We start from the raw sequence: 15041 nt of genomic DNA on the forward strand, positions 1-15041 counted from the left end.
CGACCGCTGGTACGCGTGGGCGTGGATCGCCACCGCCGGCCCCCGCCACTACCTGCTCGTACGCCGGAGCCTGGCTGACCCCGACGACCTGGCCTACTTCTACTGCTGGATACCGGAGCGTCTTCCGGCGACCCTGACCGCGTTGGTGAGGGTGACCGGCCGGCGGTGGACGATCGAGGAGGACCACGGGTTCGGCAAGGACCACTTCGGGTTCGACCAGTTCCAGAACCGGCTCCACACCCCGATCATGCGGCACATAGTGCTGGTCATGGCCGCGCTCGCCGTCTGCGCGGTCACCGCCGCCGACGCCGCGGCCGGGACCACGCCACCGCCCCGACCCACCCACCCCAGCGAACCACCACCGGCCGACCTCGGACTCGCCCGGCTGACCGTTGTCGAGATCAAACGGCTGTACAACCTCGCGACCAGGGCCTGGCACAGCCTCGAACACCATCTCCGCTGGTCCTGGTGGCGCCGCCGCCATCAAGCCCGCGCCCGCTGGTACCACTACCGATCCAGACTCACATGATCAAGTCACGAAGTACGGCTGCCCTACTAAGCGCTCGGCGGTAAGGATGGCTGCGGTCCGGCAGGCGCGGTAATTGTCGGCGAGTATCCGCTCCGACGCTACGATCTGTGCAACATACTTGTCGTGAAGTTTGACAGATTGCTCACGCATTCTTGTTTCAGAATTGCAACGGGCGTCTGCTGCAGCCACGCTGCGTTCCATGGCTAGCGCCTTCTCTGCACCGACAGCGTGGAGCTGCGTTGCGGCTTTGCTCCGGCTATCACCAGGGTCTCTGACGCTATATCCAGACCGGTCCATGCATTCTCGCCAGGCCATGAGAATATCTGGATATGAATCGTCAGCTGTCACCAAGTCATGGGCACGAGGGTGCAGACTACTGGCCCAAGCATCTAGACGGACCCACTCTCGCAGACTGCCGTAGAGTCTTGTCCGAGCGTCCGCCAGGCACCCTGAGCCGCCGACTTCCAACCAGCCATCATCTGTTTCAATTCTTATTGAATCTGCCGGATCGCCGAAGTATGCGAGCTGAAACTGGCGATCCTCGGCCGGATTGAGAGATCTGACGTAGGCCCAGTTGGGATCAGAGTTCTTCAACTGGACGTTATGTAGCTGAGGGTTGATCCCATATCCGGCTTGGAAGGCTACTGCAGGGTCCGTCGCTCCATACATTTCGGCGTACGCGTCCTCTTGCGTGGAATTGACGTCAGGCCAGTCAACCACTAGCAGGTGTCCGACTTCCGCCATGCACTGCGCGGCGAGCAGGTTTTCCGCCCATACCAGCAGAAGGTCTGGATCTGCATCAGCCGGAGGATAGGAGGAGATGGTCGGTGATATCTCCGACCTCTCAGCACTGATCGCTGCACGGGACGTAGCAATCGCTGCCGCTGCCGCCAGGATCGTCAATGTCGCAATGACTGTTTTCTTGCCCCCGTTCACGGATCCAGCATCACAGAGGACACCTAGTGTGGTCAAGGTCTATGTTGATGATCATCTCATCACTGGTGCACCTGGACGAGGTGGACTGACTCGTAGGTTACTCTGCTTTGGACACCTCTAGCGCTTCAGTGAAGAAGATTCCTACCCATGCGGATTGGAGTTTGCCCAGGCAACACCTCCGTTGGCATTGGCAGGCCGACCGGCACACGACGCGTGCGGGCGGCCTGAACAAGGCTCTAGCACTGTATCGGGGCATGTAGGTCGTCCGATGGAAAGTTTCATCTGTCTCCGCATTAGACAGTTCGCTCAACTCGCCCTAGCGCCGCGAAGTCTCAGTCGAGGATGATACTTACCCCACGGCTGTAGGCCACGCGAGCAGCCCGATGGCCCGTCGACGACGAGATAGCTGCCAACCTGTTCGCCGAAGGTTTGGTGGTGGGTCTGGCGGGAACGTCGACGCGATGCGGGCATTGTTGATGAGGATCGAGCAGGCGACCGGGCTGGACCGGATCGGCGACCGGCTGCAGCAGAGCGTCCAGCGGCGGATCAGCGACGAACGGGTCCGCGACCTGCTGCACGGGGTGTGGCTGGGGCATCCGCTGCACCCGGTGCTGATCCAGGTGCCGATGGGTGCCTGGTTGAGCGCTGCCGTACTCGACATGCTGCCCGGACAGCGACGGGCCGCGACCACCCTGGTCGGCGTCGGCACGGCCGCCGCGATCCCGGCGGCCGTCACCGGAGCGAACGACTGGGCGAGTTTGTCCCGCGAGCAGCGCCGGATCGGCCTGGTGCACGCGATCGCCAACACCGTCGGCATCGCCTGCTACGCCGGGTCGCTGGTCGCCCGGCTGCGCGGCCGCCACCAGACCGGCCGTACGCTCGGATTCCTCGGCCTCGCCGCGGTCGGTGCCGGCGGCTTCCTCGGCGGTCATCTCGCCTACAAGCAGGCCGCTGGAGTCAACCACGCAGTGCCCGAGCTGCACCGGATCTCCGCCGGCTGGCACCCGATCGCCGAGTTCGCCAACCTGCCCGAATCGGGCATGATCAGCCGGCAGGTGGACGACGTACCGGTGCTGGTCTACCGGCACGGCGAGGACGTCACGGTCCTGCTGGCCCACTGCGCCCACCAGAACGGACCCCTCGACCAGGGTGAGGTGATCAGCGCGGACGGCCACGCCTGCGTGGTGTGCCCGTGGCACGGCAGCGCGTTCCGGCTCACCGACGGCACCGTCGCCCACGGCCCGGCCGCCACCGATCAGCAGGTGCTGCGCAGCCGGGTGGTGGCCGGCGTCGTGCAGGCCCAACTGCCCTGATCCGGCGGACCTGCGGCAGCCGGCAACCGTACGGTGAACTTCGCGCCGGTACCGGGATGGCCGGCGGCCTCGATGGTGCCACGGTGCGCCGTCACCACCTCGCGCAGCAGCGCCAGGCCCAGGCCGATGTGCAGCCGGTCCGCCCCGGTACCGCGATGGAACCGGTCGAAGATGCGCTCGTCGGGGTCGAAGCCGTCGCCGGTGTCCGCGACGGTCAGTTCGATCGTGTCGCCGACGGCGGTGCGGCAGACGGCGACATCGATCCGGCCGCCCGGTCGGGAGTGCCGCAACGCGTTGGTCAGCAACTCGGACACCACCCTGCGCAGCGCTGAGGAGACCCCGGCCACCGGCAGCGGACCGGCGGACCGGTCCAGGGCGATCACCACGCCGCACTCCTGTGCCCGGTCGCTCTCGGCAAGGACCGCGTCCTCGACGATGGCGGCCAGGTCGACCGGCGCGTCGGAGGCACGGTCGGCCGGGGCGGCGCCGAGCCGGGCGGACAGCAGCAGGTCGTCGACCACCTCGCCGAGTTGCCGGGTGGTGCCGACCAGCCGGTCCAGGTCGGCGGCGTATTCGGACGGAACGTTGCCGTTGCCGTTGCCGTTACGGGCCCGGCGGGCGAGCACCTGCGCCCGGGTGTGCACCTGGACAATGGGCGTACGCAGTTCGTGGCTGGCGTCGGCGATGAAGCGCCGTTGACGCGCGAGCGCCTCGGCGAGAGGCGCGACCGTGAGCCAGCCGACGACCATCCCGCTGGCCAGCGCGGCCAGCAGTCCGATCCCCTCGGTGATGGACAGGGCCAGGAGCAGCTGGCGACGGTCGGCGAGGTGGTAACGGGTGTCGAAGACGGCCTGAATGGTGTCGCCGTCCCGGGGCTGAGTGAGGACGAAGTAGACGGTGTCGTTGCGCTCGACCCTGGTCACCTGCTCGATGCCGGTCGCGGCAACCGTCTCCATCACCTGGCGCAGCGGGAATCCGGCCGGTGCGGGGACTCCTGCTGTCTGCAGTGCGGGAAGGGCCGCGTCTTGCGGCTCGCCGCCGCCGCGCAGGAACAGCCAGGTGCAGCCCGGCGGCCCGGACGGGTCGCCACGGCTGGCGGTGTACCGCAGCTCCCGGTCGATCTGTTTCTCCTGCCCGTGCACGAGCATGCCGTAGGCGATCCCGCCGACCAGGGTGACCAGTGCGGTGACCGCGAGGCCGACCAGCGCGCCGACGCGCAGCCGGGCCCGCGCGATGACCTTGCGTTCGGCGGCCGCCCAGGAGATGCCGAACTGCTCGGCCGACGGGTGGGGCATCAGAGTTCACCGAGCCGGTAGCCGACCCCGTGCACAGTCCGGATCACCGACCGACCGAGTTTGCGGCGCAGGTAGTAGACGTAGGTGTCGACGATGGAGGTGGCATGGGCGTCGTCGAACACCTGCCGACGCAGCCCGGACCGGGAGTGCACCCTCGTCGGCGTCATGGCGATCACCCGGAGCAGGCCGAACTCCCGCAACGACAGGGCGACCCGGGATCCGTCGGGCAGCACCACGTCCCGCAGCCCGAGGTCGAGCCAGCCATCGCCGACCCGTACCGTCTCGGCGGTGTCGAAGGCGCGCCGGCACAGCGCCCGCAACCGAGCCGCCAGCTCGTCCAGCTCGAACGGTTTCACCAGGTAGTCGTCGGCGCCCGCGTCAAGGCCGGCGACCCGGTCGTCGACGGCGCCGAGCGCGGTCAGCATCAATGCCCGGGCCTGTACCGAACGGGAACGCAGCCGGGCGAGCAGGTTCAACCCGTCGATCGCGGGCAGCACCCGGTCGATGACCATGACGTCGTACGCTCGGGTAAGCCCTAGATGCAGTCCGCGTTGTCCGTCGCGGGCGGCGTCGACCCGGTATCCTTCGTCGGCCAGCACTTCGGTCAGCAGACCCGCGAGGTCCGCGTCGTCCTCGATCAGGAGCAGGCGCAGTGCCGGTGGCGACGTCACGCTTGCCGTCATCACCTGTCGAGAATCGCACACCAGACCCAGATTACATAGACCTTTGTCGATGTTCAGGGACTTCGGTCGGCGGGTCGACGATCAGGACTGCCGCAGGTCCGGCCCCTCGGCGGCGATCGACACGTTCGAACCAGCTCAGCAGCGGCGTGGTCATCAACGTCGTCACCAGGGCGACCAGTACCAACGCGGTGAACATCGTAGAGTTGACGACACCGGTGGACAACCCGATGTTGAGCGCGATGAGCTGCATCAGGCCACGGGCGTTCATCAACGCGCCGACCCGCAACGCCACGCCGTTCGGCTCGCCCCTGAGCCGGGCCGCCAACCAGCATGATCCGAACTTGCCCAGGATCGCGACCGCCACGCAGGCCAGCGCGAACAGCAGCACCGACGGATCGCCGAGCAGGCCGAACTCGGTGTGCAGGCCCGAATAGGTGAAGAACAACGGCAGGAAGACGGTCTGACACACCGGGACGAGCGTCTCCACCACCCGGTCGGTACGCAAATCGTGCGGCATCACCGCACCGAGCGCGAACGCGCCGAAAACGGCGTACAGCCCGATCTCGTCGGTGTACCACGCCACCGCGAACAACAGCGTCACGACGGCCAGCAGCCGGGACTGGTCACCGAGCCGGCCGTCGCGCATCAGCGCCGCCGCCGTCCGGGCCCCGAACCGCCAGAGCAGCAGCCCGAACAGCACCGCCCCGCCGACGGTGACCAGCGCCGGACCGGGCCGACCGGTGGCCACGGCGAGGACCACGGCAAGCAGTATCCAGGCCACCACATCGTCGATCGCGCCACTGGCCAGGGCCAGCGAACCGTGCCGGGTGCCGGCCTGCCCGCGTTCCGTGACGATCCGGGCGAGCATCGGAAACGCGGTCACCGCCAGGGTGACACCGACGAACACCGCCGTCACCCCGGTCGGGACCCCGTCGGCGAGCACCGGCACACGTCCGGCGGTGGCGAACACCAGCAGCGCGCCCAGCGCCAACGGTGCCAGCACCCCGGCGGCCGAGACCGCGCCGGCGGTGCCGGCCAGGTCGGCCACCCGGTGGGTGGTGAACGCGTAACCGACCTGGAACATGAACATCACCAGGCCGATCTGCCCGACGACGTACAGCACCGGATGCAGCTGTTCCGGAAACAGCGCCCGCTGGGCGGTCGGGGCGAGCAGCCCGAGCAACGACGGCCCGAGCAGGACCCCGGCGAGCATCTCGCTCACCACCGCCGGCTGGCCGACCCTGCCGAGCAGCCAGGCGACCGTCCGGCAGCAGAGCAGGATGACCGCCACGGCAATGAAGAACCGTGGCGCCAGGTCGACCGTACTCATCGGCCCTCCAGCGAAGTTTCGGCAGCGTCAGCGCCCGGCCTGGTCGAAGTGGTTCGCGCACAGCCGCAGCCGTCGTGCGTGGAGCACCATCACACTGCCCAGCACCAGCTGGACCAGGCTTCGCCAGACGTCGGCCCACCGGTCCTCGGTGCGCATCAGCCACAGCCGCAGCCGCCCGACCTCGCCCGAACCGGCCGGGAGCAGGTAACACGGACCCCGGCTGGGCAACGACCGGTCGTGGCGTACCGAGGAGACCAGCGCGTACCGGCGCAGCACCTCGCGGGTCGCCGCGCGCATCATCACCGGCGCGACACCGCGCGCCGGGCAGGCCCGGTTCGCAGTGACGCCGAACGGGACGAAGTGTGCCTCCCGCCGGGACAGCCGCAACCAACGGTCCGGGTCGAAATCGTCGTCGGCGGCCGGTCCGGTGCGCTGAAAGGCCAGATAGTTGAACAGCAGCACCGAGCCGGCCGGCAGAGTGGTGCCGGCATCCACCTCGATCGGGGCCGAGGTGATCCGGTGCGCCACCCCGAACAGTGGATGCACCCGCAACGTCTCGTCGATCACCCGGTCGAGCAGCTCATCGGCGGCCTCCGCCGGCCCGTCCAACGCCCGGCGCACCGCGAGCTGCGTCGGCGGATGCTGAGCGACGGCCAGCAGCAGATGCGCCATCGCCTCGGACATCTGCACGACCGCCGTGGTGAAGAACGCACCGTGCAGGTACCAGGCGGTCTCCTGGGCGGTGAACGGCTCCGGCAGCACGACCGGGGCGGTCCCCGCGTCGACGCGGGCCCGCAGATAGCGGGTCAACCGGTTCCGCCGGCTCAGGTGCCGCAGCCCACTGCACTTCAGCGCGGACGACACGTCGCCGGCGTTCGCGACGATCAGCGCCCGGGCGTCCGGCGGGCACGCCTCATCGAAGACCAGCTCGTAGTAGACCTCGGCCCAGATCGGCAGCATCATGTCGCGTAGCCGCACCAGGCTGGTCCGCCCGGGCGGCAGCCGGTCCAGCTGCCGGCGGGCGGCCGAGGCGGCCAACTCCGTCGACCGTCGCTGCGACACGGCCAGCACCCGCCGGGTGGTCCGGGCCACGGTGCGGTAGCGCTCACCCGATTCGAGGTGCTCCTGGTGCATGTGCGGCCCCGGAGACAACCAGTACCAGAACAGATCGGACAGGCCCGCGCCCCGGCTGCGTCCGTCCGCCGCCGGGTGGGCGTACACCCGCTCGAAGTGCTCCGCGCCGACCAGCGGGCCGGGCACCGCGATCCCTTCACCACCGTTCACCCGGGCGAACACCCACTGCCGCAGGCCGATCACCGCCGGCGGCAGCCAGCGGGGCAGCGTCCACACCAGGACCGCCGCCGCCACGAGGGCAAGCAGCACGGGTACGCCGGACCCGGTCATCGGCGTACCCCCGCCGGCCACGCTCGGCCGCCCACCGCCGGGGTGACCAGGTCCGGGGTGATCGCGGCCGGAGAGTCCGCTCCGGCAAGCGCCATCGCCCGGTCCAGGTCGGCCCGCAGCAGCTCCAGGACCTGGCGTACGCCCATCTCACCGCCGGCGGCCAGGCCCCACAGCACCGGCCGGCCGACGCCGACGGCGACCGCGCCCAACGCCAACGCGGTGAGCACGTCGGTGCCGCGCCGTACCCCGCCGTCGAGCAGCAGCGGGAGGCGGCCCGCGACCGCGTCGACGACGGCGGGCAGCGCGTCGACGCTGGCCGGTACGCCGTCGAGCTGCCGCCCGCCGTGGTTGGACACCAGCACCGCGTCGACCCCGTGTTCGACGGCCAGCGCGGCGTCGGCGGGGTGCAGGACGCCTTTGAGTACGAGCGGCAGCCGAGTGGATTCCCGCAGCCAGTCGATCCGCCGCCAGTCCAGGGCGGCGTCCATCGTGATCGTCCGGATCTCGCCGGTCACCGGATCGCGCATGTTCTCGCAGCACAGCCCGTCGGGCAGGTCCAGGAAGCCGTGCCGCAGGTCCCGTTCGCGCCGCCCGAACACCGGCGAGTCGACGGTGACCACCAGCGCACCGCAGCCGGCCGCCTCCGCGCGCCGGATCACCGACTCGGTGAACGCCACGTCCGGCTGCGGATAGAGCTGGAACCACAACTTCGGCGGACGGGGCGTCACGTTGGCGGCGGCGGCCGCGATGGCCTCCACCGGGGTGGTGGCGGCCATGCTCACCACCATGATCGTGCCGGCCGCCGCGATCGCGCGGGCACAACCCGCCTCCCCGTCCGGGTGGGCGAGCCGGTGAAAGGCGGTCGGCGAGGCCAGCACGGGCATCGAGACCGTCTCGCCGAACAGCTCCACCCGCAGATCACGGGCGCCGACGCCGCGCAGCACCCGGGGCAGTACCCGGTAGGCGTCGAAGGCGGCTTCGTTGTCGCGTACGGTCCGTTCGTCGCCGGCACCGCCGGCGAAGAAGTCGTCGTGCGCCGGGTCGAGCCGGCGACGGGCCGCCGCCCGCAGGTCGGCCAGGTTCACCGGGGCGGCGACGCTGGGCAGTTTGGTCCCGTTCATCCGCGTACGGTGGCCAGGCAACGGCCCAGGAAGGCGACCAGCGGCGCCCGGTGCACGTCCGGCCGGTCCCACCGGTTCTCCAGGTTCTCCGCCAGGTGGTGGACGTCGGTCACGACGCCGTGGCGGTAGCGCCGGACCACCGGATGCAGGTACGCGGCGTCGTGCGCCTGGCCGGCCGAGTCCTGGGCGATCCGGTTGACCGACACGTCGAACGGGTCCACCTGGTCGTGCTCGGGCCCGTACTCCAAGGTGACCGCGAAGGCGTGGGTCGGCTCGTGGCCGGGCGCGGACAGCCCGTTGCCCACCAGGTAGTCGACCGGCACCTCCTCGTGGAAGCGGACATCCGGCCCGGCCACGGTCAGCACGTCGGCGAGCACCCCGAACACCTGCCACAGCGCGGAGGTGCGGTTGACCCGGGCGATGATGGCGTCGGCCATCGCGACCGGGTCGGCGTCGAGCTTCCCCGCCGGCCAGGCCTCACCGTGGTAACGCCGCCGCAGGATCCGGTGCAGCGCGCGGACGCCGTACCGGAAGCCGTGGATGAATCCGCTGGTCGACTTCTTGAAGTCGCGTTGCTGGGTTAGCGTGCCGGCGAAGAACAGGTCCGGCACGTTCACCGATTCCCACTCGGCGGTCTGGGCCGGGAACCGGTCTTTGATCGTCAACGCCGGACGGGTGTCCGCAGCGAAGATCGACGGGTCGAACTGGAAGCCGGTGCAGACCAGCACCCGGTCATAGGGCAGCTCCTTGACGACCTCCTCGGCCCGGCTGAAACTGAACCGCACCCGGTAACCGGCCGCGTCGCGGACGATGCTTCGCACCTCACCGTCCAGGATGGCGTTGGCCGACTTCAACTGGTACGTGTCGAGGAAGTTGTTGTTCACCGCGCGCAGGTGCCCCACGTAGTGGGTGCGCCACGCCATCCGGATCGAACTCGGCCCGGCCACGTGGATCAACGCGGTGGTCTCCAGCAGGTTGTCGGCCGTCTCGAACGCCGAGTTGCCCTTGCCGATGATCAGCACCCGTTGGTCGAGGAAGTCCTTCGGGTCGACCGGCATGTCGCCGTACCCTTCCGCGAGCTCGATGCCGGGCACCGGCGGAACGTACGGCTGGGACACCCCGGTCGCCACCACGACGCGGCGCGCCCGGTGCACCGTGCCCGACCCGTCGGTGACCTCGAAGCCACCGGCCGGGTCGCGGGCCACCCGGGTCACCCGGCATTCGTACTGCACCCGAACGCCGGTCGCGGCGGCGAAGTCGGCCAGGTAGCGCACCATCAGGTCGGCATGCGGGAAGTACCGTTCGGTGTACCGGGTGAACAGCAGGTCCGGGTCGTCGCTGAGCAGCGAGTTCCAGTCCAGCCGCAGGTTGAGTTCGGGGTCGGTGGAGCCGGTGTGTGGCTTGTTGATTGAGATCAACTGGCGGTGCCGCGGGTAACGCTCGAAGAATGCGCCCGGTGCACCGGCGGCCTCCAGCACCAGGTAGGACGCTTGTCCGGACTGTTCGAAGTGCGACGCGAGCTGGAGCCCGGCCGGGCCCGCCCCGATGATCAGATAGTCGAGCATCGCTTGATTCACCGCCTGACGCTACGAAGGACAATTACCGAGGTTCCGCTGCCTGCCGGTCAGGTCCGGCGTCTGTCGATCCACCGCCGGCCGCCTCGTCGACGTGGTCGAGCAGGTCGGCTACCCGGCGTACGTCCTGGTCGAGGGGGCGGTCCGGGTCGATCGCCGGCACCACCTCGACCAGCTGGTCGAGCAGCTGAGCGCAGCCCGGTGCGGTCGGCCGACGCGCCCCCACGTGCACCGCCTGGCGCAGCCCGACCGCCAGCGAGCCGCAGATCAGCCGCAGCAGCCGTGCCTGGTCCACCGCGCGCAGCGCGGCCTGGGTGCCGAACGGCACGACGTCCTGGTTGTGCAGGTTGGTGGGCAGACTCTGCGAACTGACCGGCGCGACTTCCCGGCGCAGCTGCGCGACCAGCGCGGTCGCCGCCAGCTGCGCACCCTGCAGCCCGTGCTGCTGGCCGGGGCCGGCGGCGAGCATCGGCGGCAGACCACCGTTGCGGGCCGGATCGACCAGCAGATCCAGTTGCCGCTCGACCAGGTTGCCGACCTGGGCGGTGACCATCGCCAGCACGTCGGCGGCGAACGCGGCCGGCTGGCCGAAGAAGTTCCCGCCGTGCAGCACCAGATCGTCGTCCGGAAAGAACAGCGGGTTGTCGCTGACCCCGGTCAGGTCCGCCGCCAACACCGTGTCCGCGTAGCGCAACGCGCCCTCGGCCGCGCCGAGCAGTTGCGGACCGCACCGGATGCTGTACGCCTCCTGCAGCGGCCGGCTGCCCGACGGCCGCGCCCCGGCCAGCAGCCCACGCATCCGCGCCGCCACCTCGACCGCGCCCGGATGGCCGTACGCCGCGATCAGCCTCGGATGCAGGAACTGGTGGGTGTCGCAGCCGAGCACGTCGGCGAGCAGCGCGGCCAGCCGCTGCGCCGACCGGTGCGCCACCCGGACGTCGTGCAGCGCGGTCCCGAGCGCGGCCGTCGTCACCGACGTGCCGTTCACCAACGCCAGCGCGTCCCGTCCGTCGAGCGTCAACGGCCGCAGCCCGGCCCGCCGGAGCGCCTCGGCCGCCGGCAGCCGCTCACCGTCGAGGTAGGCGTGGCCCTGACCGCGCAGCGACTGGGTGGCGTACGCCAGCGGGATCAGGTCACCGCTGGCCCCGACCGAGCCGAACCGGGGCATCGCCGGAGCGAACGTGGTCGCGAGCATGGCGACCAGTGCGTCGACCACATGTGGTGACACGCCCGAGGCACCCTGGGCCAACGACCACACCCGGACGAGCATCGCGGCCCGGGCCACCGCCGGGTCGATGTCCGGGCCCTGACCGGCACCGAGGTGTGCCAGGGTGTTGTCGGCCTGATCGGCGTCGTTGTCCCGGCCGGCGAAGCCGACCAGGGCGCCGAAGCCGGTGGTCGCACCGTAGACGGTCCGGTCGCCGTCGAGCACGCCACGCAGATACGAACGGCAACCCTGCACCCGGCCGCGTACCGCCGCAGTGACCTCGATGTGCACTGCGGCAGCCACGCGCCGTAGGTCGGCCGGGTGCAGGGGGCCGATCAGATCGATGGCATCGATCTCGGTCACCGTATTGCTGGTCACCTCGCCGACCGTAACCACGGAATCTCAGAACACTCTCAGCCCGACAGCCCCGAGACCCGGACCCGGACCCGGATTCAGCCAATCGGGTCTGATGAATCTCTGAATACCCACCGCTAGCGTCGCGCCATGGCACACGACTATCTGATCATCGGTGCCGGGCCTGCGGGAATTCAGCTCGCCGCCCTGATGCACCGCGACGGCCACGACTACGCGGTCCTCGAGGCCGGGGCCGCCCCCGGCACGTTCTTCACCCGCTATCCCCGACACCGGCAACTGATCTCCATCAACAAAGTGCACACCGGCTACGACGACGCCGAACTTCGGCTGCGGATGGACTGGAACTCGCTGCTCAGCGACGATCCGGAGCTGCTGTTCACCCGGTACAGCATGCGGTACTTTCCGGCAGCCGACGACCTGGTCCGCTACCTGGCCGACTTCGCCAGCGCCACCGGGGTACGGGTCGAGTACCAGACCCGGGTGATGCGGATCGGTCGCGACGGCGACGGGTTCGCCGTACTCGACGAACACGGCCGGACCTGGCACGCCCGCCGGGTGATCGTCGCGACCGGAGTGTCGCAACTGTACGTCCCACCGATCCCCGGCATCGAGACGGCAGAACGTTACGACACCGTCAGCGTCGACCCGACCAACTTCACCGGCCAGCGCGTCATGATCATCGGTAAGGGCAACTCCGGATTCGAGACCGCCGACGCGCTGATGGAAACGGCGGCCGTCATCCACGTCGCCGGTCCCCGCTCCGTCCGGTTCGCCTGGCAGACGCATTACGTCGGCCACCTGCGGGCGGTCAACAACAACTTCCTCGACAGTTACCAGCTGAAGTCGCAGAACGCGGTGCTCGACGGCACGATCGAGCGCATCACCCGCGACGCCGACGGCCGCTACCTGGTCCGGTTCCGCTACGCCCGGACGGTCGAAGCCATCCGGGAGATCCGGTACGACCGGGTGATCGCCTGCACCGGGTTCCGGTTCGACGCCGGCATCTTCGACGACACCTGCCGACCCCGGCTGGTCATCAACGACCGGTTCCCCGAGCAGACGTCCGCCTTCGAGTCGACCACCGTGCCCGACCTGTACTTCACCGGCACGCTCACCCAGCAACGCGACTTCAAGACGTCGACCAGCGGATTCATCCACGGCTTCCGGTACGGGGTACGGGCGTTGTACCGCATCCTCGGCGCCCGGTACCACGGCACCGGCTGGCCGACCACCAGACTCGACGCCACCCCGGAGGCAATCACCGACGCACTCGTCGCCCGGGTCAACCGGTCGTCGGCGCTGTGGCAGCAGTTCGGCGTGCTCGCCGACGTGGTAACCGTCGGGCCGGACGGCTCGGCGTACCACCACGAGGAGGTGCCGCTGGCGTACCTGACCGACGGTGGACTCGGTGCCAGCCTGCCCACCTTCGCCGTCACCCTGGAGTACGGGGAGAACCACGACTCGGTCGACCCGTTCGACGTGTCGGTACCCCGGGTCGCGGAGAACGACGCCGACGCCGCTCACGAGGCCACCTACCTGCATCCGGTGGTGCGGTTCCACAGCGGCGGCCGGGTACGCGCGGTGCACCACCTCGCCGAGAATCTGGAGAACGAGTGGGACCTGGCGAGCGTGCATCAACAGCCGCTGGCCGTGTTCGTGAAGGGGTGCCTCACCGATGTCGGCAGTTGAGCCGGCTGAGCTGCCTGGTCCGGCCGAGCCGGCGCCGGGGTACCCGCAGCCGATCCTGGACCTACTGGCGGCTGCCGCCGACCGGACGGTGTTCGAGCATGGTGCGCGCCACGTCACCGGAGCCGAGCTCCTGGACGCTGTCGGGCGGATCAGCACCGGTCTGCGGGCGGCGGGGATCGGGCCGGGTGACGGGGTGGCGATGGCGCTCGGCGTCTCGCCGGAGGCGTTCGCCGCCATGATCGCCGCCCAGGTGGTCGGCGCCCGGGTCGCCGGGGTGCGACCCGGGCTGACACCGGGACAGTTGCGTCACGTCCTCACTGGTGGCGGCACGGTGCCGGCCAACCGGGCGGTGGTGGTCGACCGGTCCACGGCGACCGACGGGCTACGGGTCGCAGCCGACGGACTCGACCTGCACGCCGTCGGCCCGTTGGGCGGTTCCGCCGGCTCGACCGGGGTTCGCGATTTGCTCGCCGGACCGCCGTCAGCGGCCGCACTGGACTGCGCCGGCCGTCCGGGGGACGGCGGGCGGATCATCTACACCAGCGGCAGCACCGGCAACCCGAAGGGCTGCCTCCAGACGTACGCCGCGCTCGGTGCGGGCTGGGCGGCGCGCCCCGACCGGTGGCCGGCAGCCGTCCGCGACCTGGCCGCCAGGCTGGACCGCTTCCTGGTCTTCGGGTCGCTGAGCAGCCAGGTGATGATGGAGTACACGGTGCTGACCCTGGCCGCCGGCGGCACTGCCGTGATCGCCGAACCCACCGGCGGCCCGGAACCGTTCCTGCCGCACGCGATCGCCCGGCTGCGGGCGACCGCCAGCGTGATCACCGTGCCCCGGCTGCATCAGTTGGTTGCCGGCCAGCGGACCGGTCCGGTCGATCTGGCTTCCTTGCGCGCCCTGCTGGTCTCCGGTTCCCCGTTGGAACCCGGCCGGTTGGCTCAGGCTGTGTCGGTGCTGGGGCCGGTCGTCTACCACGGGTACGGCCAGACCGAGGCCGGCCTGATCGCCATACTGACCCCCGCCGAGATGGCCGCGGTGCCGGCCCGGCTGGCCAGCGTCGGCCGGCCGCCCGACCCGGTCGACACACAGATCCGCGACGACGCAGGCAACCAGGTCCCGGCAGGCGGCACCGGCGAACTGTTCGTCCGTACCCCGGGCCAGGCCGCCGGCTACTGGGCCGAGACGGCCGAGACGGCGGCCGTGTTCGTCGACGGCTGGGTACGGACCCGCGATCTCGCCCGCTTCGACGCCGACGGCTACCTGTACCTGCTCGGCCGGATCCGTGACGTGATCATCGTCGACGCCAACATCCAGTACGCCGGCCCGATCGAACGGGTCCTGGCCAGTCATCCCGGCGTGGCCGAGGCATACGTCGTCGGAATGCCCGACGAGCACAGCGGGGAGGCCGTGCACGCGTTCGTCGTGCCAGCTACCGCCGAGCGGCCGGACCCAGCGGAGTTGGGCGAGTTGGTGGTCGACCGGCTCGGCCAGGCCAGCCGGCCCCGTACCGTCACCTTCATCGACGTGGTGCCGGTCGGGCCGAGCGGCAAGCCGGACAAGCGGCAGCTCCGGCCGGGCGGCGGCTGA

At 70.0% G+C, this 15041-nt stretch carries 11 protein-coding genes and 1 pseudogene; 4 read left to right on the forward strand and 8 right to left on the reverse strand.

From position 1 onward, the window contains the following. A pseudogene (locus ACFHW1_RS03420) lies at positions 1-529 on the forward strand (IS701 family transposase); the annotation flags it as partial. Here the strand turns inward: ACFHW1_RS03420 and ACFHW1_RS03425 are convergent. Then, positions 530-1465: a hypothetical protein gene (locus ACFHW1_RS03425; protein WP_416614787.1), complete on the reverse strand. Its 936-nt coding sequence runs from the start codon at positions 1463-1465 to the stop codon at positions 530-532. A 461-nt stretch (positions 1466-1926) separates the two neighbouring features. Here ACFHW1_RS03425 and ACFHW1_RS03430 point away from each other — a divergent pair, with 461 nt between their 5' ends. Then, complete coding sequence (locus ACFHW1_RS03430; protein ID WP_416550818.1) at positions 1927-2778, forward strand: Rieske 2Fe-2S domain-containing protein; 852 nt, start codon at positions 1927-1929, stop codon at positions 2776-2778. Here ACFHW1_RS03430 and ACFHW1_RS03435 read toward each other — a convergent pair. The 7 genes from ACFHW1_RS03435 to ACFHW1_RS03465 are packed head-to-tail and all read right to left on the reverse strand — an operon-like array spanning position 2721 to position 11770. After that, the gene (locus ACFHW1_RS03435) at positions 2721-4073 is read right to left on the reverse strand and encodes a sensor histidine kinase (protein WP_416568019.1); all 1353 of its coding nucleotides are present in this window, start codon (positions 4071-4073) and stop codon (positions 2721-2723) included. The genes ACFHW1_RS03430 and ACFHW1_RS03435 overlap by 58 nt on opposite strands. Beyond that, positions 4073-4756, reverse strand: coding sequence for a response regulator transcription factor (locus tag ACFHW1_RS03440; RefSeq protein ID WP_416614867.1), 684 nt, complete (start codon positions 4754-4756; stop codon positions 4073-4075). Before ACFHW1_RS03440 ends, ACFHW1_RS03435 begins: the two co-directional genes overlap by 1 nt. A 31-nt stretch (positions 4757-4787) precedes the next feature. Beyond that, positions 4788-6086 carry a cation:proton antiporter gene (locus tag ACFHW1_RS03445; RefSeq protein WP_416550820.1) on the reverse strand — a complete coding sequence of 433 codons (1299 nt, stop codon included), beginning with the start codon at positions 6084-6086 and terminating at the stop codon, positions 4788-4790. A 27-nt stretch (positions 6087-6113) separates the two neighbouring features. Beyond that, positions 6114-7490, reverse strand: coding sequence for a cytochrome P450 (locus ACFHW1_RS03450; RefSeq protein ID WP_416568021.1), 1377 nt, complete (start codon positions 7488-7490; stop codon positions 6114-6116). Further along, complete coding sequence (locus tag ACFHW1_RS03455) at positions 7487-8611, reverse strand: alpha-hydroxy acid oxidase (protein WP_416568022.1); 1125 nt, start codon at positions 8609-8611, stop codon at positions 7487-7489. The genes ACFHW1_RS03450 and ACFHW1_RS03455 overlap by 4 nt, the downstream gene beginning before the upstream one ends. Further along, the gene (locus ACFHW1_RS03460) at positions 8608-10188 is read right to left on the reverse strand and encodes an FAD-dependent oxidoreductase (RefSeq protein WP_416550823.1); all 1581 of its coding nucleotides are present in this window, start codon (positions 10186-10188) and stop codon (positions 8608-8610) included. Before ACFHW1_RS03460 ends, ACFHW1_RS03455 begins: the two co-directional genes overlap by 4 nt. 22 nt (positions 10189-10210) lie before the next feature. Further along, entirely contained in the window at positions 10211-11770 is a 1560-nt protein-coding gene (locus tag ACFHW1_RS03465; RefSeq protein WP_416614789.1) for an aromatic amino acid ammonia-lyase, read from the reverse strand. A gap of 126 nt (positions 11771-11896) precedes the next feature. Here ACFHW1_RS03465 and ACFHW1_RS03470 point away from each other — a divergent pair, with 126 nt between their 5' ends. Continuing rightward, positions 11897-13456 carry an NAD(P)-binding domain-containing protein gene (locus ACFHW1_RS03470; protein ID WP_416568023.1) on the forward strand — a complete coding sequence of 520 codons (1560 nt, stop codon included), beginning with the start codon at positions 11897-11899 and terminating at the stop codon, positions 13454-13456. Continuing rightward, entirely contained in the window at positions 13443-15041 is a 1599-nt protein-coding gene (locus tag ACFHW1_RS03475) for a class I adenylate-forming enzyme family protein (RefSeq protein WP_416614791.1), read from the forward strand. Before ACFHW1_RS03470 ends, ACFHW1_RS03475 begins: the two co-directional genes overlap by 14 nt.

The sequence above is a fragment of the Micromonospora sp. LOL_014 genome (genome assembly GCF_048060245.1).
GTDB lineage: Bacteria > Actinomycetota > Actinomycetes > Mycobacteriales > Micromonosporaceae > Micromonospora_E.

What these genes read in the sequence shown, in the direction of transcription:
- ACFHW1_RS03430 (WP_416550818.1), top strand. Translation starts at nt 1,927, where the DNA reads ATGCGGGCATTGTTGATGAGGATCGAGCAGGCGACCGGGCTGGACCGG.
- ACFHW1_RS03435 (WP_416568019.1), bottom strand. Translation starts at nt 4,073, where the DNA reads ATGCCCCACCCGTCGGCCGAGCAGTTCGGCATCTCCTGGGCGGCCGCC.
- ACFHW1_RS03440 (WP_416614867.1), bottom strand. Translation starts at nt 4,756, where the DNA reads ATGACGGCAAGCGTGACGTCGCCACCGGCACTGCGCCTGCTCCTGATC.
- ACFHW1_RS03445 (WP_416550820.1), bottom strand. Translation starts at nt 6,086, where the DNA reads ATGAGTACGGTCGACCTGGCGCCACGGTTCTTCATTGCCGTGGCGGTC.
- ACFHW1_RS03450 (WP_416568021.1), bottom strand. Translation starts at nt 7,490, where the DNA reads ATGACCGGGTCCGGCGTACCCGTGCTGCTTGCCCTCGTGGCGGCGGCG.
- ACFHW1_RS03455 (WP_416568022.1), bottom strand. Translation starts at nt 8,611, where the DNA reads ATGAACGGGACCAAACTGCCCAGCGTCGCCGCCCCGGTGAACCTGGCC.
- ACFHW1_RS03470 (WP_416568023.1), top strand. Translation starts at nt 11,897, where the DNA reads ATGGCACACGACTATCTGATCATCGGTGCCGGGCCTGCGGGAATTCAG.
- ACFHW1_RS03475 (WP_416614791.1), top strand. Translation starts at nt 13,443, where the DNA reads ATGTCGGCAGTTGAGCCGGCTGAGCTGCCTGGTCCGGCCGAGCCGGCG.